Source organism: Achromobacter sp. GQ309 (assembly GCF_059759315.1).
This window is the reverse complement of the sequence record NZ_JCAXDP010000001.1, coordinates 1-19,705: the sequence shown is the minus strand read 5'-3', so window position 1 is coordinate 19,705 and position 19,705 is coordinate 1. Positions and strand designations below refer to the sequence as shown.

The following is a 19,705-nucleotide window of genomic DNA, read 5'->3' as shown; positions in this document are numbered from 1 at the left end:
GAGAGACAACAATGCAAGCATCCTCGCAGTCAGACACACCGGCAGAAGCGCAGACACTCAAACGCGGGCTGAACGCCCGCCACATCCGCTTCATGGCATTGGGCTCGGCCATCGGCACGGGCCTTTTCTATGGGTCGGCCAAGGCGATCCAGGCGGCCGGCCCCTCGGTGCTGCTTGCCTACCTGGTGGCCGGCGCCGCCGTCTATATGGTCATGCGCGCCCTGGGTGAGATGGCGGTGCGCAACCCGGTGTCCGGATCGTTCGGCCACTACGCCACGCAATACCTGGGGCCGCTGGCTGGCTTCCTGACCGGCTGGACCTATGCGTTCGAGATGATCATTGTCTGTCTCGCCGACATCACCGCGTTCGGCCTCTACATGGGGTTCTGGTATCCCGACGTGCCCCGATGGATCTGGGTCTTGTCCATCGTCCTCTTCATCGGCGCCATCAACCTGCTTTCCGTGAAGGTATTCGGCGAACTGGAGTTCTGGCTGTCGCTGCTGAAGGTAGGCGCCATCCTCGCGATGATCGCCGGCGGCCTGGGCATCATGCTGTTCGGCATGGGGATGGGCGCGGACAGCGTTGCAACCGGCGTGCACAACCTGTGGGAGCACGGCGGCTTCATGCCCAACGGCGTGGGCGGCCTGATTGCATCGCTGGCCGTGGTGGTGTTCGCCTTCGGCGGCATCGAGATCATCGGCATCACCGCCGGCGAAGCCAAGGACCCCGGCCGCACCCTTCCCCGCGCCATCAACGCGGTGCCCATGCGCATCCTGCTCTTCTACGTGCTGACGCTGTTCGTGCTGATGTCGATCTTCCCGTGGACGCAGATCGGCAGCCAGGGCAGTCCCTTCGTGCAGATCTTCGACAGCCTCGGCATCAGTTCCGCCGCCACCATCCTGAACATTGTCGTGATTTCGGCGGCCGTATCCGCCATCAACAGCGACATCTTCGCCGCGGGCCGCATGTTGTTCGGCATGGCCCAACAAGGCCAGGCGCCGCGCGGCTTTGCCTCGGTATCGGCCAATGGTGTGCCGTGGATGACGGTGGTGGTAATGACGGTGGCGCTGCTCTTGGGCGTACTGCTGAATTATCTGATTCCGGAAGATGTGTTCCTGCTGATCGCCTCCATCGCCACGTTCGCCACGGTGTGGGTGTGGCTGATGATCCTGCTGTCGCAAGTGGCGATGCGCCGCAAGATGAGCCCGGAGGAAATCTCGCAGTTGAAGTTCCCCGTCCCGCTCTGGCCCGCTGCCCCGTTGATGGCCATTGCCTTTATGGCCTTCGTGATCGCAGTCCTGGGCTACTTCCCAAGCACACAGGCGGCGCTCGGCGTGGGCGCTGTCTGGATCGCGCTGCTTTGCCTGGCCTATCGCTTCTGGGTATATCCCAAGCGCCCGACGGAACGGCAGCCGGTGCCCGCGCCCCAGGGTTCGGATTGAACGACGCAGCGCCGGCGCATGTGTTTGCGCCGGCGCTTGCACCAAGGAGAAACGCATGAGACAGGTCTGGCGACACTGCCACGCCGCCACGATGGCCGGCGGCACCTATTCCGTAATCGACAACGCGGCCATCGTGACCCGCGCCGACCGCATCGAATGGATTGGCCCGGATTCCGAACTGCCCGCCGTGGACGCCGCGCACGTCCATGACCTGGGCGGCGCGTGGGTCACACCCGGCCTCGTCGATTGCCACACCCACCTGGTATTCGGCGGCGACCGCAGCAGGGAATTCGAACAGCGTCTGCAAGGGGTCGACTACGCCACCATCGCGGCCCAAGGCGGCGGCATCGCCAGCACCGTACGCGCCACACGCGCGGCAACCGAAGACGAACTGTTCGCAAGCGCCCATCGCCGTGCGCTGCATTTGCTGCGTGATGGCGTCACGACGTTGGAGATCAAGTCGGGATACGGACTTGATTTAGAAAATGAACGCAAGATGCTGCGCGTGGCAAGGCGCCTGGGTCAGACGCTGCCGCTGACCGTGCGGGCAACCTGCCTGGCCGCGCACGCGCTGCCGCCGGAGTTCACAGAGCATCCGGACGAGTACATCGACGAAGTCGCGCTGCGCATGCTGCCGGCGCTGACGGCGGAAGGCTTGGTCGACGCCGTGGACGCTTTTTGCGAACACCTTGCTTTTACGCCGGAGCAGGTCGAACGGGTTTTCCGGGCGGCGGTCCGGCTGAACCTGCCCGTGAAACTGCATGCGGAGCAGCTGTCGTCACTGCACGGAGCGAGTCTGGCGGCGCGCTATGGGTCGCTGTCTGCCGATCATCTGGAATACCTGACCGAGTCCGACGTGCTGGCAATGGCCAAGGCGGGGACGGTGGCGGTGCTGCTGCCAGGCGCGTTCTACGCGCTGCGCGAAACGCAGTTGCCGCCGGTGGATCTGCTGCGCCAGCACGGCGTGCCGATCGCGATTTCGACAGATCTGAATCCGGGGACGTCGCCGGTGCTGTCGTTGCGGTTGATGCTGAGCATGGCGTGTACGTTGTTCAGGATGACGCCGGAAGAGGCGCTGGCGGGGGTGACGGTGAATGGGGCGCAGGCGTTGGGGTTGTCAGCGACGCACGGGACGCTGGAGGTTGGGAAGGTGGCGGATTTTGTGGCTTGGGAGATCACGCATCCGGCGGAGCTGGCGTATTGGGTGGGTGGGGATGTGGCGAAGCGGGTGGTTCGGCATGGCGCTTTAGTCGACGTTTGAGCGATTTAGCATCCGGTCGACCGCCGTCAAGGATCACCGCTGCACTTCGGCAAGGCGTTCTTCAAACCCTTTCAGTCGATCAAACCTGTCTGCACCGATCCAGCTTAACGAGGGGACAAGGCTGCTCACGAGCGTCACGTGCCGCGGATTTTTGCCTGATGGGGCTACCTCAACCGGGGCCCCACCGTTTTCCAAGTCAGACATCGCATTGGTCGAACCGAAGGCCGAGGAGGACCGCAATCTGCTCGCGTGTGTCCTTGTTCAGGCGTGCTCCGGTTGCCTCCATGGCCGTATAGCTCGATCGCCGTATGTCCAATCCATCCGCCATCTGGGCTCTCGTCATCCCCAGGAACTTGCGCCACGCACGGATGACGCTCCAGTCGTTAAGAGTCATCAGGAGAAAAACCTCGTGCGGAATGCTTCCGTCCGCGGGTATGCGCACACGGTGCCGCCTTGGCGCGTTGTAAGCGCGGATCAGCGCAAGGTATTCGGCGTAGGGCAGCACAACGAAGGCAGGCTTGCCGTCGGCCGCTACGATGGTGGGGCTCGGGTTCATGACCGGCATCTCAGCAGCTAACTTTCCCGGTTGACGTGTTCGCGATCAGGCTTGCTCCGCATGTGGTCCTCATCCCTTCCACCGCGACGGGGATTCCGCCTATGTTGTAGGCGGCATTTCCCTCTGCGATGGCGAAGACGCCATTGCACCTGGGGCAAGAAACCTTGTGCCCCACACCGGCCAACGGCCTCCCGTTGAAGTTAGTGTGTTCAAAGCCCTCCAGCACCACGCCGCCATGATCGGTGCTGTCGCCCTTGCGAATAACGTTGGGCATCGCTATGCCTCCTTCTACTGGACCTAGTTGGTCTTCGGACCCAATGGGCCGCCGCCGGGAAGCCCCGCAATAAAGTCATCGAGCATGCGCTGCTCCCGGGCGACCACGGCGGGGTCTCGATAGCGCGGCGCGCTTCGCTCCTGCGCCCGCTGATAATCAATGACCTGTTGACCGTGCCAGGCCTTGAACTCCGGAGAAGGCGCTTCAGACATCGGCGCGTGCTGAGGCCGCAACGCCACGTCAAACGGGTCGTCAACAGGCTGCTTTCCTGGCGATGGCGGGCTGATGCCGATGAAGGTTGCACGGTCCGTGCGGCGCAACGGGACCACCACGCTGCTATCCGCGTTGAGGTAGCTTGCCATCGTGGCCAGGGCCAACCCGACAAACGGCGACGCAGCGCCCGTGTCGCCCAGCCGCTGGGTCAGGTCATAACTTTGAGCCGAGTCGAGCAGATCCACCGGATGCTGAGCCGCATGCAACGCCGGGGCTAGTTCGGCGATGGCGCCAGACGGTTTTCCCGTGTCGAAGAATGCCCGCGCAGGTGCCCCGCCCAGCGCCGAAACCGCCTGATCCCAGCCTTCGGCAAGCGCCCTATCGCGTGAAGCGCCCTTGAGCGGGATCGAGCTCTTTCCGTCCTGATGCAAGGAAACCGTCACCGGCCGATGCAACCGCGCCAGCACCTTCAGGCGATCCCACTGCTCGAAGCCGCGTTGCGTGATCGGGGTGGGGAAAAACGGGCTGGGCTTGAAGGCATGTGGCGGCGTACGCTCCCAACCGGTAAACGCCGGGTCAATGGAGTCGGGCTTGGACTGCGTGTACTTGGCGAACTCGCGCAGCCAGCCGATGCGTTCGGGGCGGGCGACGACCAGCGCCACCACGCTATCAGTCAGCTCGCCTGGTTGGCGGGGGCCCGTGCCGAGGCCAATGGGCTTCTCGCCGTGACTCATCAAGATGCGAGCCATGTTGTAGCCCTCGACGACATACAGCAATAGCGCTGGCATGTCAGGGTTTTGCTCGAAGACGCCAAAGACTGCCTCGATCACGGCTTCTGGTGTGTCGTTGCAGATGACGCCATTTTTCAACTGTCCGATACGGTGCCAATGCAGCCCTGCGTCTCCGAGTTCCAGGCTGGCCATATCGTTCAACATTCTTGCTGTCCGCTCAGGACGAAGGCGGAGGCGTTCCGCGTTGGGGTTGTAGCCTCGAACCACCGTGATGGCAGGTATTCGCCAGCGTTCCGGGAAACTTCTCAGCGCGAGCTCGGTAGCGTTGGAAATGCGCTGTCGCCAGGCCATGTTCTTGCGCGTGGCACTAATGGGATACTCCTGGGGGTCCATGGGCAGTGCCGTGCCAAGGTGCAACGTGTTGGGCTGGCTCGCGTTTTGCTTTTGCAGTTGCGCCCAGATCTGGCCTTGCCGGAAGACATCGATGCTGACTCCCACGCGAACGATATCCAGTGTTTCGAGGCGAGGAGACGTGCGTGGAGCATTGAAGTACATGTGAACACCTGACGATAATGTGTCAACGAAAAAAGTTCGCCCGGGCCTGTCGGGCGGCGGCAGTGGACAAGTGACGGCGGTCAGTGGATCTGCAGGAACGCCGGCTGCAGAGGCGGAACCGCTGGCCACAGCCAGAAGTACGACGAGACCCGCGGAGATCGAATGTCGATTCATTGGTATGCGCCTGTTCTAGCTGGTTCTGCGTGAACGCTGCGCTCGCGCTCGCTGATGGTCTCGCTCACGATCAGAGTGGGGATGGGTGCGCTTAGCGTGGACTCGGGCAGAAATCCTCCACCGGCTGCCCTCGCAAGACCAGCAGCGTCCTGTCCCGGCTCCCGATTGCTGCGATATAGATCGGTAGCATCGATCAGACGCTTATTGATCGCGTTCTCGGCCTCATGCAACGCGGCAAGTGCACTGTCGGGTTGGCTCGACACACGCGAATCAGAAACGGCCTCATCTCGGCCGTCCCAGTAGATCTGTGCCCAGCTAAGCCGCCAATCCGCCACCCTGCACAAGTAGGCGTAGAACACCTCATCGTCAATGCTGCAGGCCTGCCCGATTGCCAGGTCGTACGCCACGGCGCGTCGGCTGTGCAGGGCGCTCATAGGAATCGCCGAGTGAAACGAGAGGGCTTCGTTGCTGCCTGCTGGCATATCCATCATCCGCCTGCGCGCTTGGTTCGGCGTCTCTTCGAACACAGCGTCGTAGCGCCCTCCCCCCAACGGCTTGACGTGCGCAACGCGATGCCAATCGGCAGCCCATGCGCTGTTTTCCGGGTCCAGGTAGGGGTTGCGATTCAGGTCATTCAGGTCAGTCGCCTTTTCCTCCAGCGCCCGTCGCAGCGCAGGGCCCAACAAGCTGTCGGTCGAGAGCGTCATCACCCGCGTGCTGTGGACATCAATGCCGCCGTTTGCGATGGCGATCGACGCGTCGATGGGATCGGTCGCCGTCCACACAGGTTTGATGCCCCCGGAACCGGTGCGATCCAGCGTCGCGCCGCCGGCAACGAAATCCGGCAGGAACGGAACCGGCAGGGCTGGCGCTTGAATAGTGACGGTTTGTCCGGGAGAGAAGTCGGCGTTCGCGACCATCGTCCGCCCGGCGTTGAGCGGAGTTCCTTCCCAAGTTCGCTCCCCCTGCCGCACCAGCTCGTAGTCATGAGACGGCGGCCTGCCGACCTCTTCACCCTTGCCATCCCGTTCGCGCATCGTAAAGACGCGCTGATAGAAGCGTTCGCCGAGCGCAGCCAGCGCAGGAACGCTGACACGCCGGTACCCGCCTTCGTCCGCACTCGTCTGATAGGCGGGGTTGTGAGGCCGGGTCGTGAAGGCGGCCGGATCGAAGACCCCATAACTTACGGCTTCAGCAACCCCTTGCCAACCAATGCCCTGAACGTTTGCCATCCCTACCGTTTGGTCCTGTGGCGAGAAGTACAGAAAGACAGCACCGCGATTGTCGCGCTCCGAGAACTTGACCGTGTTGCCATCAATCGAGGTTTCACAGTGCTGTCCCGTCCAGCGCACACCGCCGATGCAACTATCCTTACCCGCATCGGCCATGTCGGCCAATGAAGGCGTCTGATGGGCGTTCTTGCCGATGAAGTCGACGACATTGCTTAACGTCTTGACGCGCGCAGGGGTCGTCTGCTGCGCGTCGCCCAACTCGCTACGCTCGAAGAACGTTTCCGCCAAACTGTAAGGCGGGCTCATCAGCACGGAACCATCAATGGGGCGCAAGCCCTCGTCGTGGAGCATGGCATTGGCCAGCAGCGTGATGAGATTGCCCTGGCTATGCCCGACCACATTGATCGTATCGTCTTCGCCCGAGCGACCATCGGGGTGCCGATAGGCGCGGATGATCCTGACCAACATGGCCAGCCGCTGCGCCGCCAACACCATGTAGCGCCGAGACGGGGCCGGATACAGCGGGTGGTCAGGAGATCCAAACATCAAATTGGCAGGCAACCCCGCCACCTTGCCGGAAAATCCCTGGCCAAACATGTCCGGGAGGGTCGTGGTGGCATTGGCAAAAGGACCGCCTTCCTTGGTCCCTGCCTTGTCCAGCCGGTTGCCGAAGCGGTCCAGCCATTCGCCATGGGAGGTCCGCTTCTGGATCCGGTCTTCCTTTTCCCGAAAGCCCCAATAGAAGGGAATCACCACGCTGCGCGGATGACCGCCATGCTTACCTTCATCTGCCAGGCGGCGGTAATACGCCACATCCGGGTCCGGCGCTTTACCGTCATCGTCTTTAGGCGATGTGTACCTGGCCGGATTGAGCGCAGCAGGACTGCGCTCGCCGCGTTTCGTGAACAGATGGTCCAGACGTTCGTTCAAGCCGCTGCAGATGCCAGTTTCCAGGTCATCGTAAACACCAGCCAGATCGTTGACGCCGTGGATCAGAATCACGATGCAAGGCTTCGGCTGCTGCTTTTGCACGTAAGCATCTGTCGCGTTGGGCGCAACGATGGCTTGGGTCTTTCCGGTAATGGGGGGTGAGTGCATCCCTTGAATCTCCCTCTTCTTGTCTTCGGCAGCGCGCTGGACGCCTCAATCCACTTGAGGCGCTTTCCGCTGGCCCAGCAAATTCGTCAACCCTGCGTTGCTTTACCGGCCGCCGCCTGCATTGCTGCTTCCGAGGACAGTGAAGACAACGCCCCTGAACCGTTCCGAGGAAGCAGCGCAAACGAGGCGATGTGCATTGCCCCCATCTCCACACGGTCGGTACCACCTTCCGCATCCGTAACGCCATCAATCACATCCCCATTGCTAAGAGTGATCCTGTACGGATGCCCGGCGGCCGGTCGTTCGCCATCGGGCAACGTCAACACGAAGCGTCTCTGGGTAGATCCGACATCGAACTGAGGCAACGAACCAGCCTCGCTTGCAGCACCCATCCAGTTGTAGCTACCAGCTTTGAAGGTCATGGCGCCAGGGCATCCATACTCGATGTCGCCCCCCTGCATCCGGATGTAGGCGCCCTGGCACAACAGCGTGATGTGCTTGTCGGCGGTCACCAGAACATGTTCGTTACTGGCACTGACCACGACGCTCTTGTCTGCCTGAAGGTGGATCGACGCTTGTTGAGCCTGAACGCTTACCTGTCCTTGATGCGCGATGTGGCGCAGGTCGCCGCTGTGCGTGAATTGGCTGATGCCTTGCCCGGCGTTCATGACGATGGACTGGCCTGCCGTGACATGCTGGTTCTGCTCAGCTACGGTGTCCAGATGCTGGCCAGCCGCGAGCGTGATGGAACGCGGCGTGGCGGCCGCAATGCCTGCCGGGCTGCTGAGGCCGATTAGCGGCTGCCCGCCGTTTCCGCCGCTCTCGTCGTTTGCCCCGTGCCCCAAGTCGCGAACGGCGCTGGACAAGGTTGCCTGGGGACCGGCATCGTGCGGCAGGTTTTGGTGCTGTCCGGCGTACTCGCCCAGGTTTCTCGCCAACTCAAGCGCACTTTCCAGGCACTGGACCAACTGGGCGCGCGCAAGGTGGCCTCCTTGGGCGTCCGGTTGTTCATCAGTGGTCAGCAGTAGACCTCGCGCGGCGCGCAAGGCGCCGTGCAGGTCAGTGCGCAGTTCGAACCCTTCACCGCGCGGCTTTCCGCCGCGGGGCCGCGGATGCGTCAGGTAGCCCAGGTGCAGATGGCTGGCGCCATGATCGTTCATCAGCGCGGCGCTGATTTGAGAAGTGGTGTCGTCCAGCCGCAGCTCACTGGCGCGGTTACCTTTGTGTTCCTTGCTCTTGACTGTCGCAAGTTCCTTGAACTTCGGCAGTTCATACGGGGGCAATTGCAAGCGGTTGTAGGCCCTTCCCGTGATGATCGGCTGATCCGGATCCCCATCCAGGAACTGGACGATGACCTCCTGGCCGACGCGTGGAATGGCCATGTGGCCCCAGGTGGCGCCGGCGATGTTCTGCGACACGCGGATCCAGCAGGAGGTGTGTTCGCCCTGATCGTCCAGGCGGTCCCAGGGGAAATGCACCTTTACCCGCCCGAACTCGTCAGTGTGGATTTCTTCGTTGGGTGGACCGACGACCACCGCGTTCTGGGGTCCGTCGATGCGCGGTGTGGGCAGGGGTTCCGCGCGCCACTCGGCGTCGTCGGCCACCAGCTCGGCCTTGTAGTGGTAGTGAGTGCCACGTTGCGCGTCGGCACTATCCTCACCCTGGCTGGTGTGCTGGGTGCCACGGTGAACAATGCGGACCGGACGCCAGCCGCGGTTCATGTCGTCCCGGGGGTGCCCGGCCAGCGTGAAGGAGATACCCGGCTGCAATCGCGGGTCATCGCCTTCGACCAAGGCAATACGCGCATCGCGCCGATGCCCGCGCAGGCGGTTCTCGGCAAAAGGCTTGCCGGCCTCGTCAAACTTGGCGCGCGCCGGATAGTCGTAGCGCTCGTAGCGGCGGCCTTGGTGGTCCAGCTCCCGTCCATCGCGGCTGTGCTGGTGGGTGTAGCGGGGATTGTGGAATGTGTAATCGCGCTGCGTCTGTCGCGCGGTGCGCACGTTTTCCGTGTAGGCAAAGCGGCGCAGCGCCGGTTGCGCCTGGTCGCCGCCGGGCGTCGGGTTGTACTGCACGGGCTCGTCGCCCACTCGGCCGTGAATGAAGAGGCGATCGCTGTGGATTAACTGATGCCCCTCGGCGCTGTGGCGGAAGGAATAGAAGAATCCCTCTTCGCGCATGATGCGCTCGACGAAGTGGTAGTCCGTGTCGCCGGCTTGCACGCAGTATTCGCGGGTCTGATGCTCCGTGGTATTGCGCTGCTCGTAGTCCAGGGTGAGGCCGTGGGCCTTGAGCACCGCCTCGGCGATCTGCGGGACGCTGAGGGACTGGAAGATGCGCCAGTCGGAACTGAGCTTCAGTCGCGCCAGCCGCGGCTCGACGATGGCGGAATAGCGCGTCCGGCGAAATCCGGTGTCGCGCTGAACGAAGGAGGAAACTGCGCCGTGCACGTAGCGCACGGGCGTATCGCCGTGCCAGAACGTGAGGCGACCGGGACGGTCGAGCACGCTGCCAAAGTCGATTTCGTGATCGGCGCTGGTCAGCTCGACGGCGAGATGGAAGGTCTCGCTGAGGCCTTCCCGCAATTCAAACTCGACCACCTCGAAGTCGTTGCGGGTCTCACCGCCAATGATTTCGAAGGTGAAGCGAAGATGGGATTGGGTGGGCATGGCGAGCTTCCTGTGGGGACATGCCGCGCAGGTCGCACTTGGCGACGCGCGGCAGTTCCCTTTTTAGAAGCTGCCCGTATAGGTCGTAAATTGGAGTCCGTCTTATTGATGCGGAGAAACCGTCCTATTGTGATTGGCCGGCCCGCACGCGGATTCACGCTGGTGGATAGGAAGTCCCCAGGAAGACAACTCAGGCAGTCAAAAACCGCACGACTTCCGCCCAATCATTCGTCGACAACGCCACATCCTCGTAGTCGCCTTCTTCCTCGTCCCAACGCGAGACGCAGTAGCGCTGGCTTCTGCCGGATTCGCGGTCGGCGTAGTTGGCGTAGTCGACATACACCTTCAAGCCGCGCTCCTCGTTCACGAAGGACGGCGCTGCATCGATGCGTTCAGACGCGTCAACGTAGCCTTCGGGCAGAGTCGGCAGGGTGGAGATGTCGTAGCGGGGAAATTCCCGGCGCAGTCGGTCAAGGTTCATATGGCAAGCTTTAGGGCTGGCGCGGCAGGAGGGGCTCGAACCCCCGACCTCAGGCTTAGAAGGCCCGTGCTCTATCCAGCTGAGCTACTGCCGCGCGTTGTGGTGACGCCCGGAACCCGTCCGGGCCGCGCATTTTACCCTGTTGCGGAAAAAGCGGCTCGCCCCCTACTCCTCGCCTATATCCGTATGCGTGGACACCCACAACACAATCGCATCCTCCGGACTGAGGCTGATCACCCGGTGTCCCATGCGGCTATCTATATAGAAGCTCTCCCCCGCCTTCAGCCGGGCCGGTTCATAGAACTCGGTATAAAGCTGAACCTCTCCCTCCAGCACATACACAAACTCCTCCCCCCCGTGCCGGCTCCAGTCCTGGAACTCGTCAAAGGCGCGCGCCTTGACGCGGGTATGAAACGGCATCATGCGCTTGTGCGATAGCGCAGTGCATAGCAACCGATGATCGTAATACGGCGTTTCGTACTGCCGGCCTTCGCCCTGGCGGCTCAGGCTGCGGCGGCCGGTGCCCATGTGGGCGTCGGAGGCGGTGAAGAGTTCGGCCACGTCCAGGTCCAGGCCCGCGGCGATCTTGATCAGGTTGTCATAGGTGGGGGACAGCAGGCTGTTCTCTATCTTTGACAGGGTGGACGCGGACACGCCGGTGGCCTCGGCCGCCTGCTTCAGAGTCCACGCGCGCGCCTGGCGCAAGGCTCGCAGCCGTTGTGCCAATGCGCTCTGTTTGTTGCCTTGCATCTGTATACCCTGTCATGCCCGCAGTAGTCAGGCCCGCAATACTCAGACCCGAACCCTCGGGCCCGAATCCTCAAGCCCGCAATAGTCAGCCCCGCGATTGACGCTCACGCCACCAATCGCGCGCCTGGTAAGACCAATAAGTCAGTTGAACCGCCGCCGTGCCCAGGCTTCCGCCGTTCCAGGCCAACCCGAACGGTTCGAAGAGCTTGTAGCGCTGCGTGTCGCCGGTAATGCCCTCGGCCACGACGCGTCCGCCCACGGACGTGGTGTTCATGCCGTGTCCGCCGAACGCAGTGCAATACCAGACATTCGGACCCAGCAGGCCGATCTGCGGCATCAGGTGGCGCGCGTAAGCCATGCGTCCCGACCACGCTGCCTCCACGCGCACCCCTTGCAATTGGGGGTAGACGCTGAGCAATTCGCGGCGCAGGGACTCGGCCAGATCGGGCGGGTCGTCGACACGGGTGGTGATTCTACTGCCCCAGCCGATGCGGCCGCCATCCAGGACGCGGTAATAGTTGCCGGCACGCCGGTCGTCGCCGATGGCCGCATTGCTGCGAATGGCTTCGCGCACGCGGTCACCCAGCGGTTCGGTCAGCATGATGTAGGTGGCGATGGGCAGCATTGCGCGGCGCAGGGCCGGCACGACGTCGCCCGTGTAGCCGCCGGTGGCCAGCACCACGGTGGCGGCGTCGATCTGGCCTTGTTCGGTCTTCAGGTGCTTGACCGCGCCGTCCAGCGTGGCCTGCACGACGGGCGAATCCTCGTGGATGCGCACGCCTAGCCGCACGCACTCGCGGGCCAGCGCGCGCGCGTAGTTCAGCGGATGGAAGTGAAAGGACGAGGGGTCTTCGATGCCCTGGTGGTAGACGTCGGACACCAGCCGTTCGCGAACCTGGCTGCGCGAGAGCAGCCGCACGTCGCGCCCGAAGTCGCGCTGCTGGCTGTCGCACCACTGGCGCAACGCGTCGGTGGCTTCGTAGCGCACGACGCGCAGCCGTCCGTCGACCTTGTGGGCGTCGGCGATGCGCAGGTCGCGGATGTTGTCGCGGATGATCTCGACGCCTTCCATCGACAGGCGGTAAAGCTGGCGGTAGTGGTCTTCGTCGACGTGCTTGCGGATGGCGTCGGCGCCCGCGGAAAACGCTGGCGACACCGAGCCGCCGTTGCGGCCCGAGGCGCCCCAGGCGATCCGCCGCGCTTCCAGCAGGGTCACGTTGCGGCCGCGCCGGGCCAGTTCGAGCGCCGTGGACAGGCCCGCCAGCCCCGCGCCGATCACGCAGACGTCGGCGCTGGCCGCGCCCGCCAGCGGCGGATAGTAGGTGTCGCCGTCGGCGATCGTGCGCTTGTAGTAGGTGTCGATGTACTCGGAGACCATGTTGTCGGCTCAGTGCAGGCCCGCGCCTTGCAGGCCCCCGGTCAGGCGCTTTTCCAGCCAGTTGGCCAGGCGCAGGAGCGGGTAGCAGTAGATGAAGTAGATGGCGGCGATCATGCCGTAGATGAACAGCGATTTGGCCGGGAAGGTGATGATGAAGACTTCACCCTGGCGGGTCAGTTCGGTGATGCCGACCACCGAGAGGATGGCGGTGCTTTTGATCAGCATGACGTACACGCCGCTCATGGGCTGCACGATCAGGCGCATGGCCTGCGGCAGGATCACCAGCCACAGAATCTGCAAGGGTCGCAGGCCCAACGTCATTGCGCCTTCGGTCTGGCCGCGCGGCACGGCCTGGATGGCGCCCATGACAATTTCCGCCACGTAGCAGGACGTGTACACCGACAGCGCCACAAAGGCCGCCGTGCCGGAATCCCAGTGCAGCAACTCGATACCCGAACTGGGCAGCACGAAGTAGACGATGTAGAGCTGCACCAGAAACGGCGTGCCACGCAGGATGTGGATGTACAGCCCCAGGATCTGATGCACGCCGCGGATGCGGTAGCTGCGGATCACGCCGATCACAAAACCCAGCAGCGAGCCGGCAATGATGGCTACAAACGAGATCTTCAGCGTCTCCCAGAAGCCCTTGAGCAGAAAAGGCAGCACGACGCCGGCGGTGGAAAGATAGGAGTCCAGCATGATTACCTCGCGTTCCAGGCCGGGCCGGCCAGCCACAGGCTGACGCCCTTGGACAGCAGCAGCATGACGCAATAGATCAGCAGATAGCCCGCCGCGATGGTCAGGAAGGCTTCGTTGGGCACGATGCGCTCGCTGTTCATCTGCACGCCCGCGGCGACCAGTTCAAAGACCGTGATCAACGACAGCAGCGACGTGTCCTTGATGAGTACGGCGGTCTGGCCCAGCAGCGGCGGCAGCGTATTGGCAAAGGCCTGCGGCAGCACCACGTAGCGCAGACGCTGGTGGTAGTTCATGCCGCAGGCCTTGGCGCCTTCGATCTGGCCGCGCGGCACGGACTCGATGCCGACGCGGATGATTTCGCTCATGTAGGCCGCGTGGTGCAGGGTCATGGCGAGGATGCCCAGCACCATCTCGCTCCAGCCCTTGGCGCCCGGCACAAGATAAGGCACCGCGTAATAGACCAGGTAGATCTGCACGAGCAGCGGCGTGGAGCGCACGAATTGCACATACGCCGCCACCGGGCGCCACACCGCGCCGCGGGACGACATATGGGCAAGCGCGAGCGGAACCCCGGCCAGCACCGACAGCACCAGGCTTGCGCCCGCCGCGATCAGGGTATTGGCCAGGCCTTCGGCAAATTGGCCCGTGTACTGGCTGACGATGCGCCAGTTATAGAAATCGATCAGCCAGTCCATGGGCGGTCCCGTCTCCGATCAGTGGTCTTTCTTCCAATCGGTGGAATACCAGTACTGGACCAGTTCCGGCAGCGAGTTGTCCGCGGTCTTCAGCGTTTGCCAGTTGTCCAGCCAGAACTTCAGGCGGAACGCGTTGGGGCCGACAGCAAACGCCAGGGGCTCGCGCACCATTACGCCCTCAAGCACGCGCAGGTTGCCGAAGTCGACGAGAAACTGGTTGGCGGTGGACAGCGACATGATGCCGGCATCCAGCCGGCCGCTGGACAGCGCCTGGCCAACCGGCGCGCTGCCGCCCGAGAACTCCTTGAGCGTGGCCGTGGGCAGCATCTTCTTGCCGACTTCGGCGTAGGTGCTGGCGCCCAGCGCGCCGACGGTGACGCCCGACTTGTTCAGTTCGGCGTAGTTCTTGTACGGCGAATCCTTGGGCACCACGGCGACGGTGTCGGCGTAGAACATGGGCAGCGAGAACAGCACCTGCGCGGCGCGCTGCGGCGTCGGGGTCATGTCGGCGGCCACCATGTCGGCCTTGCCCGACAGCAGCGCGGGCAAGAGGCCCTTCCATTCATAATCCTGCAGCACCAGCTTCACGCCCAGGTCGTCGGCCATGCGCTTGGCGACTTCCACGGCCAGCCCCGTACGCTTGCCCGTCTTATCCATGAAGCTCATCAGCGGCCCGGAGGTCTGCACCGCTACGCGCAATTCACCGCGCTTGATGATGTCGGAAAGTTCGTCCGCCTGTGCCGGCAGGGCCACGGTGGCGGCCGCCAGGGCGACGCTGGCCACGCCCAGCCATTGTTTGATTTTCAGCATTGCTAACCCCTTTGGTGATTGGACCCATATCGTTCCGGGCAAGGCACATCGCGCCGGCAGCGCCCGGATAAGCCGGACCGGCGGGACTACAGAATCTTTTCCAGGAAGGCGCGGGTGCGCGCTTCTTTGGGGTGGCCGAACACTTCGTCGGGTGTGCCCATCTCCACGATGCGGCCGGCGTCCATGAAGAGCGCGCGGTCCCCCACGTCGCGAGCAAAGCCCATTTCGTGCGTCACCACGGCCATCGTCATGCCGTCGCGAGCCAGGGCGCGCATCAATTCAAGAATGCCGCCCACCGTTTCAGGATCGAGCGCCGACGTGGCCTCGTCGAACAGCATCAGCTGCGGGTCCATCGCCAGCGCGCGCGCGATCGCCACGCGCTGCTGCTGGCCGCCGGACAACTGACTGGGGTAGCGATCGCCGAATTCCGCCATGCCGACGCGGCCCAGGAGGTCGCGGGCGTAGCGTTCGGCATCGGCGCGGCTGCGCCCGCGCACCACCCGCTGGGGTAGCGCCACGTTGTCGAGCGCAGTACGGTGCTGGAACAGGTTGAAGTGCTGGAACACCATGCCGACGTCGGTGCGCCAGCGGTTGACGTCGGTGGCCGGATCCGTCAGCGACACGCCATTGACGCGGATCGTGCCGCTGTCGATGCTTTCCAGCCCGTTCAGGGTGCGCAGCAAGGTGCTCTTCCCCGAGCCCGACGGACCGACCACGACCATCACCTCGCCGCGTTCGAGCTGGCAATCGATGCCGTCCAGCGCCAGATGCGGGGGATGCCCGTCGCGCTGATAGGTCTTCTTGACTGCCTGAACAACGAGCAACGGTTCCGCCACGAATTCACCTTCAGGTGCAGTGCGCACGGGGCTGACTGAGGATCTGCCGCACGCACTAGCGTTTCAAGGAGGCCAGCAAAGGGCGCCTCAAAAATATTTCGCGTTTCACGTCATAGTTTCGTATAGTAAATTTTTTTCCAGAATCGCCACTTAGGCATAACCCTTAAGCGAAGGCGCTGACTTCGCAAGGCCTCGAAGGAACCGGCATGGACACTCCTCAAGACATCCTGCGCAATCTCGGACTCACCTCCAGTGCGCTCACCGGCGGCACCCTGATCGCCCGCAGCCCGATCGATGGCGCCGAACTGGCGCAGGTGCATGAGCACACGGTGGCCCAGGCCCACGCCGCCATCACCCGCGCGCGGCAAGCCAGCCTGGCTTGGCGTGACGTCCCCGCCCCCCGCCGCGGCGAACTGATCCGCCTGTTCGGCGAAACCCTGCGCCAGCACAAGCAGGAACTCGGCCGCCTCGTCAGCCTGGAAGCCGGCAAGATCGTCGCCGAAGGCGAAGGCGAAGTGCAGGAAATGATCGACATCTGCGACTTCGCTGTCGGCCTGTCGCGCCAGCTCTACGGTTTGACCATCGCCTCCGAGCGCCCCGGCCACCGCATGATGGAAACGTGGCATCCGCTGGGCGTCGTCGGCGTCATCAGCGCCTTCAACTTCCCCGTCGCTGTGTGGGCCTGGAACGCCGCGCTGGCGCTGGTCTGCGGCAACGCCGTCGTCTGGAAGCCTTCGGAAAAGACCCCACTCACCGCCCTGGCCTGCCAGGCGCTCTTCGCGCAGGCCGTCCAGCGCTTTGGCGACGCGCCCGCCGGCCTGTCCGAAGTGCTAATCGGCGGCCGCGAGGTCGGCGAAGCCCTGGTCGACTCGCACACCGTCGCACTGGTGTCCGCTACCGGCTCCACCCGCATGGGCCGCCAGGTCGGTCCGCGCGTCGCGCAACGCTTCGGCCGCGTCCTGCTTGAACTGGGCGGCAACAACGCCATCATCGTCGGCCCCACCGCCGACCTGGACATGGCCGCCCGCGGCATCGTTTTCGGCGCCATCGGCACCGCCGGCCAGCGCTGCACCACCACCCGCCGCCTGATCGTCCACGAAAGCGTTGCCGACGAACTGGTCCAGCGCCTGCACAAGGCCTACGCCAGTGCCCCCATCGGCAACCCGCTCGACAGCGGCAACCTCGTCGGCCCCCTGATCGACCGCGCCTCCTTCGACGCCATGCAGGCCGCGCTGACCGCCGCCCGCGAACAGGGCGGCAAGGTCACCGGCGGCGAACGCGTCCTGGCGGACCAATACCCCGACGCCTGGTACGTGCGCCCCGCCATCGCCGAAATGCCCGGCCAGACCGACGTCGTCTGCCACGAAACCTTCGCGCCCATCCTCTACGTCATGCGCTACAAGGACTTCGGCGACGCCCTCGCCATGCAGAACGGCGTGCCGCAAGGCCTGTCGTCCGCCATCTTCACCAACGACCTGCGCGAAGCCGAAACCTTCCTGTCCGCCGCCGGCTCCGACTGCGGCATCGCCAACGTCAACATTGGCACCTCCGGCGCCGAAATCGGCGGCGCGTTTGGCGGCGAAAAGGAAACCGGCGGCGGCCGCGAGTCCGGTTCGGACGCCTGGCGCAACTACATGCGCCGCGCGACCAACACCATCAACTACTCGCGCAATCTGCCGCTGGCGCAGGGCATCAAGTTCGGGGAATAACCCCGATGCCGGCCACGCGCGGCGCTTGCAGCAAGCCCGCGCGTGGCATCGCATCGAGCCGCAAGGCCCGGCCTGCTCGACCTCGATTCCCGCACCACAACCGGCTCGAAAAGCCCCGCGCATTGTCGACAACGCGCGGGGCTTTTCGCATTTTTTACAGCCCACACATACGATTAGTCTGATTTACAAACTGTTGCCAGAGTCGGTGCTACATTGCCTGATCACAAAAATCAGATACATCCTCAATGACCTCCCGCCGTCCTTTTCACCGCTCTCCCACCCCCCGCCTCCTTGCCGCCGTCCTGGCCCTGAGCGCGGCCGGCTCCGCCGCGGCAGGCGTGTCATACCGGCTGGACCGCCCCTCCGCGGCGCCCGGCGAAACCGTCACCATCGAAGCCGTCTTCTTCAACGAAGGCGGCTCGCGCGTCGACTGGCAGGCCCCGCCCGAACTCGTCCTGCAGTGGCGCAGCCCCGACGGCCAGATCGTCCGCAGCCTCGCCAAACTGAAAAGCGGCCGTGACAACTACAGCGTGCCCGTCAACAACTTCGCGCGCATGTCCTGGTCCGCCGAAGTGCCCGCCACCGCACGCGGCCTGCAAGCCGTCTCCATCGAAGGCCAACCGTCCATGATGGCGCTCGACGCCACCGGCCGCGACAGCGGCACCCTGGCCACCACGCCCGCCCAGACGCCCGTCGTCGACCCACGCAGCGGCCAACCCGTCCCGGCCGCAGCCGTCGCCGCCGCAGGCGCCTCCCCCGAAGCCGGCCCCGCCCCCGCCGCCACCATCGAACCCACCGTCGAACAGGCCGCCTTCGACAAATTCCGCAGCGCCTTCTCCGCCTACAAGCCCGTCTACTTCGCCGTCGGCACCCGCGGCCTCACCACCGCCCGCTTCCAGATCAGCGCCAAATACCGCCTGATCAGCCCGCGCGGCGGCGAAGACACCTGGCACGACGACTTCTACCTGGGCTACACCCAGACCTCGCTGTGGGACCTGGAAAGCGACTCCAAGCCCTTCATCGACACCACGTTCAATCCCAGCGTTTTCTGGATGACCGACGACATCTGGAAATCCGAGAACCAGAACTGGCGCTTCGGCATGAACACCGGCGTCGAACACGCCTCCAACGGCAAGGACGGCGAAGACTCCCGCTCGCTCAACGACGGCTACATCGAACCGCGCTTCCACTACCGCTTCGACAGCGGCAGCACCCTCACCTTCGCCCCCAAGGTCAAGGCCTACTTCGCCGTCGCCAAGGAAAACAGCGACTACGCCGACTACGCCGGCCACGTCGACTGGCAACTGCGCTGGGCCCAGGACAACGGCGCCGTCGTCTCGGCGATGTACCGCCAGGGAGATCAGAAGCGACGCACGACGCAGCTGGATTTTGCGTGGCCGCTGCGCCGCACGTTCCTGAACTGGAACGGCTACCTGCATCTGCAGTACTTCAACGGCTACGGCGAGACGCTGCTGGGCTACAACCAGCGCAACGAAAGCCAGTTCCGCGTGGGCTTGTCGCTGATTCCGTAAACGCACAATGCGGCAAGCAAGCGTCAAATGAAATCGCCGGCCTGACAGGCCGGCGATTTGCTTTGCGCGCACTTCAATGTGTCGCATCCGTCGGCGGGCCGGTAACAGACACCCAGGTAGCAGGATCGTCAGTCTGAGAGACCGGCTCAGCGGGTGTCAGACACCTCGATTCTCGACCATTCCAGCGAACAACCCATACGCCACGGGTGTCAGACACCTCGATTTGACGGGTGTCAGACACCTCGACTTGAAGCCGTCGACGCAAGCCCCCCGAACGCCAGATAAGGCCGCCCGCGCGGCCGACATCTGGCAGCCCCGCAAGATCTTCCGGCCATCAACAAACCTTCAGAAGAAGGCCAAGCAAGCCGCCCTCCCCGCCGACCGCACGACCTCATACGACGCAGCCCGGTGCGGCGGTGGCCTGGGTGCGCGGGGCGTGTAGATGCGCCCGAGGGAATCGGAAGGCAGTCGCCGAAGGCGACAACGACGATGACGACGGGGCAGTCCGGAGCGAAGGCTCCGGACCGCAATCGTAGCCCCGCGCACCCAGGCCACCGCCGTGCCGGGCGTCTTAAGAACCCGCACCGAGGCCGCACCGGGCGTCTCAAGAACC

The 19,705-nt window shown here is 64.0% G+C and carries 16 protein-coding genes and 1 tRNA gene; 4 read left to right on the top strand and 13 right to left on the bottom strand.

Annotation, left to right across the window (positions count from 1 at the left end; all coding sequences use genetic code 11):
• Positions 1–11: 11 nt before the first annotated feature.
• Both AC6CIE_RS00085 and hutI read left to right on the top strand, forming a co-directional pair.
• A complete protein-coding gene (locus tag AC6CIE_RS00085) occupies positions 12–1,442 on the top strand; it encodes an amino acid permease (RefSeq protein WP_498090718.1) in 1,431 nt (476 codons plus the stop codon).
• Positions 1,443–1,497: 55 nt separating this feature from the next.
• Entirely contained in the window at positions 1,498–2,703 is a 1,206-nt protein-coding gene (gene hutI, locus AC6CIE_RS00080; protein WP_498090717.1) for an imidazolonepropionase, read from the top strand.
• Positions 2,704–2,899: 196 nt separating this feature from the next.
• On the opposite strand, the gene AC6CIE_RS00075 is transcribed toward hutI, so the two are convergent.
• From AC6CIE_RS00075 to AC6CIE_RS00015, 13 genes are all read right to left on the bottom strand, one after another.
• A complete protein-coding gene (locus AC6CIE_RS00075; protein ID WP_175124376.1) occupies positions 2,900–3,259 on the bottom strand; it encodes a helix-turn-helix transcriptional regulator in 360 nt (119 codons plus the stop codon).
• 10 nt (positions 3,260–3,269) lie between these two features.
• Positions 3,270–3,533 carry a PAAR domain-containing protein gene (locus AC6CIE_RS00070; RefSeq protein WP_175124377.1) on the bottom strand — a complete coding sequence of 88 codons (264 nt, stop codon included), beginning with the start codon at positions 3,531–3,533 and terminating at the stop codon, positions 3,270–3,272.
• A 23-nt stretch (positions 3,534–3,556) separates the two neighbouring features.
• Positions 3,557–5,032, bottom strand: a complete 1,476-nt coding sequence (locus tag AC6CIE_RS00065) for a type VI lipase adapter Tla3 domain-containing protein (RefSeq protein ID WP_498090716.1) — start codon at positions 5,030–5,032, stop codon at positions 3,557–3,559.
• A 170-nt stretch (positions 5,033–5,202) separates the two neighbouring features.
• Positions 5,203–7,536: a T6SS effector phospholipase Tle3 domain-containing protein gene (locus AC6CIE_RS00060; RefSeq protein WP_498090715.1), complete on the bottom strand. Its 2,334-nt coding sequence runs from the start codon at positions 7,534–7,536 to the stop codon at positions 5,203–5,205.
• 86 nt (positions 7,537–7,622) lie between these two features.
• A complete protein-coding gene (locus AC6CIE_RS00055; protein ID WP_498090714.1) occupies positions 7,623–10,202 on the bottom strand; it encodes a type VI secretion system Vgr family protein in 2,580 nt (859 codons plus the stop codon).
• 190 nt (positions 10,203–10,392) lie between these two features.
• Positions 10,393–10,683, bottom strand: a complete 291-nt coding sequence (locus AC6CIE_RS00050) for a hypothetical protein (RefSeq protein ID WP_175124381.1) — start codon at positions 10,681–10,683, stop codon at positions 10,393–10,395.
• 17 nt (positions 10,684–10,700) lie between these two features.
• Positions 10,701–10,777: transfer RNA gene (locus AC6CIE_RS00045), tRNA-Arg, on the bottom strand.
• 71 nt (positions 10,778–10,848) lie between these two features.
• The gene (locus AC6CIE_RS00040; protein WP_175124382.1) at positions 10,849–11,433 is read right to left on the bottom strand and encodes a helix-turn-helix domain-containing protein; all 585 of its coding nucleotides are present in this window, start codon (positions 11,431–11,433) and stop codon (positions 10,849–10,851) included.
• Positions 11,434–11,518: 85 nt separating this feature from the next.
• Positions 11,519–12,811 carry an NAD(P)/FAD-dependent oxidoreductase gene (locus tag AC6CIE_RS00035; protein WP_239215503.1) on the bottom strand — a complete coding sequence of 431 codons (1,293 nt, stop codon included), beginning with the start codon at positions 12,809–12,811 and terminating at the stop codon, positions 11,519–11,521.
• A 9-nt stretch (positions 12,812–12,820) separates the two neighbouring features.
• Positions 12,821–13,510: an amino acid ABC transporter permease gene (locus tag AC6CIE_RS00030; RefSeq protein ID WP_175139291.1), complete on the bottom strand. Its 690-nt coding sequence runs from the start codon at positions 13,508–13,510 to the stop codon at positions 12,821–12,823.
• Between the two features lie 2 nt (positions 13,511–13,512).
• Positions 13,513–14,205 (bottom strand): amino acid ABC transporter permease, encoded by a 693-nt coding sequence (locus AC6CIE_RS00025; protein ID WP_175124385.1) that lies wholly within the window; start codon positions 14,203–14,205, stop codon positions 13,513–13,515.
• Between the two features lie 18 nt (positions 14,206–14,223).
• Positions 14,224–15,015: an ABC transporter substrate-binding protein gene (locus AC6CIE_RS00020; protein WP_175124386.1), complete on the bottom strand. Its 792-nt coding sequence runs from the start codon at positions 15,013–15,015 to the stop codon at positions 14,224–14,226.
• Between the two features lie 86 nt (positions 15,016–15,101).
• Entirely contained in the window at positions 15,102–15,851 is a 750-nt protein-coding gene (locus tag AC6CIE_RS00015) for an amino acid ABC transporter ATP-binding protein (protein WP_056563861.1), read from the bottom strand.
• A 206-nt stretch (positions 15,852–16,057) separates the two neighbouring features.
• On the opposite strand from AC6CIE_RS00015, the gene amaB reads away from it, so the two are divergent.
• Positions 16,058–17,560: an L-piperidine-6-carboxylate dehydrogenase gene (gene amaB, locus AC6CIE_RS00010; RefSeq protein WP_175139292.1), complete on the top strand. Its 1,503-nt coding sequence runs from the start codon at positions 16,058–16,060 to the stop codon at positions 17,558–17,560.
• Between the two features lie 245 nt (positions 17,561–17,805).
• Positions 17,806–19,092, top strand: coding sequence for a phospholipase A (locus tag AC6CIE_RS00005; protein WP_218344399.1), 1,287 nt, complete (start codon positions 17,806–17,808; stop codon positions 19,090–19,092).
• Positions 19,093–19,705: the final 613 nt, after the last annotated feature.

What these genes read in the sequence shown, in the direction of transcription:
- AC6CIE_RS00065 (WP_498090716.1), bottom strand. Translation starts at nt 5,032, where the DNA reads ATGTACTTCAATGCTCCACGCACGTCTCCTCGCCTCGAAACACTGGAT.
- AC6CIE_RS00020 (WP_175124386.1), bottom strand. Translation starts at nt 15,015, where the DNA reads ATGCTGAAAATCAAACAATGGCTGGGCGTGGCCAGCGTCGCCCTGGCG.
- amaB (WP_175139292.1), top strand. Translation starts at nt 16,058, where the DNA reads ATGGACACTCCTCAAGACATCCTGCGCAATCTCGGACTCACCTCCAGT.
- hutI (WP_498090717.1), top strand. Translation starts at nt 1,498, where the DNA reads ATGAGACAGGTCTGGCGACACTGCCACGCCGCCACGATGGCCGGCGGC.
- AC6CIE_RS00075 (WP_175124376.1), bottom strand. Translation starts at nt 3,259, where the DNA reads ATGAACCCGAGCCCCACCATCGTAGCGGCCGACGGCAAGCCTGCCTTC.
- AC6CIE_RS00005 (WP_218344399.1), top strand. Translation starts at nt 17,806, where the DNA reads ATGACCTCCCGCCGTCCTTTTCACCGCTCTCCCACCCCCCGCCTCCTT.
- AC6CIE_RS00060 (WP_498090715.1), bottom strand. Translation starts at nt 7,536, where the DNA reads ATGCACTCACCCCCCATTACCGGAAAGACCCAAGCCATCGTTGCGCCC.
- AC6CIE_RS00050 (WP_175124381.1), bottom strand. Translation starts at nt 10,683, where the DNA reads ATGAACCTTGACCGACTGCGCCGGGAATTTCCCCGCTACGACATCTCC.
- AC6CIE_RS00030 (WP_175139291.1), bottom strand. Translation starts at nt 13,510, where the DNA reads ATGCTGGACTCCTATCTTTCCACCGCCGGCGTCGTGCTGCCTTTTCTG.
- AC6CIE_RS00055 (WP_498090714.1), bottom strand. Translation starts at nt 10,202, where the DNA reads ATGCCCACCCAATCCCATCTTCGCTTCACCTTCGAAATCATTGGCGGT.
- AC6CIE_RS00025 (WP_175124385.1), bottom strand. Translation starts at nt 14,205, where the DNA reads ATGGACTGGCTGATCGATTTCTATAACTGGCGCATCGTCAGCCAGTAC.
- AC6CIE_RS00035 (WP_239215503.1), bottom strand. Translation starts at nt 12,811, where the DNA reads ATGGTCTCCGAGTACATCGACACCTACTACAAGCGCACGATCGCCGAC.
- AC6CIE_RS00040 (WP_175124382.1), bottom strand. Translation starts at nt 11,433, where the DNA reads ATGCAAGGCAACAAACAGAGCGCATTGGCACAACGGCTGCGAGCCTTG.
- AC6CIE_RS00070 (WP_175124377.1), bottom strand. Translation starts at nt 3,533, where the DNA reads ATGCCCAACGTTATTCGCAAGGGCGACAGCACCGATCATGGCGGCGTG.
- AC6CIE_RS00085 (WP_498090718.1), top strand. Translation starts at nt 12, where the DNA reads ATGCAAGCATCCTCGCAGTCAGACACACCGGCAGAAGCGCAGACACTC.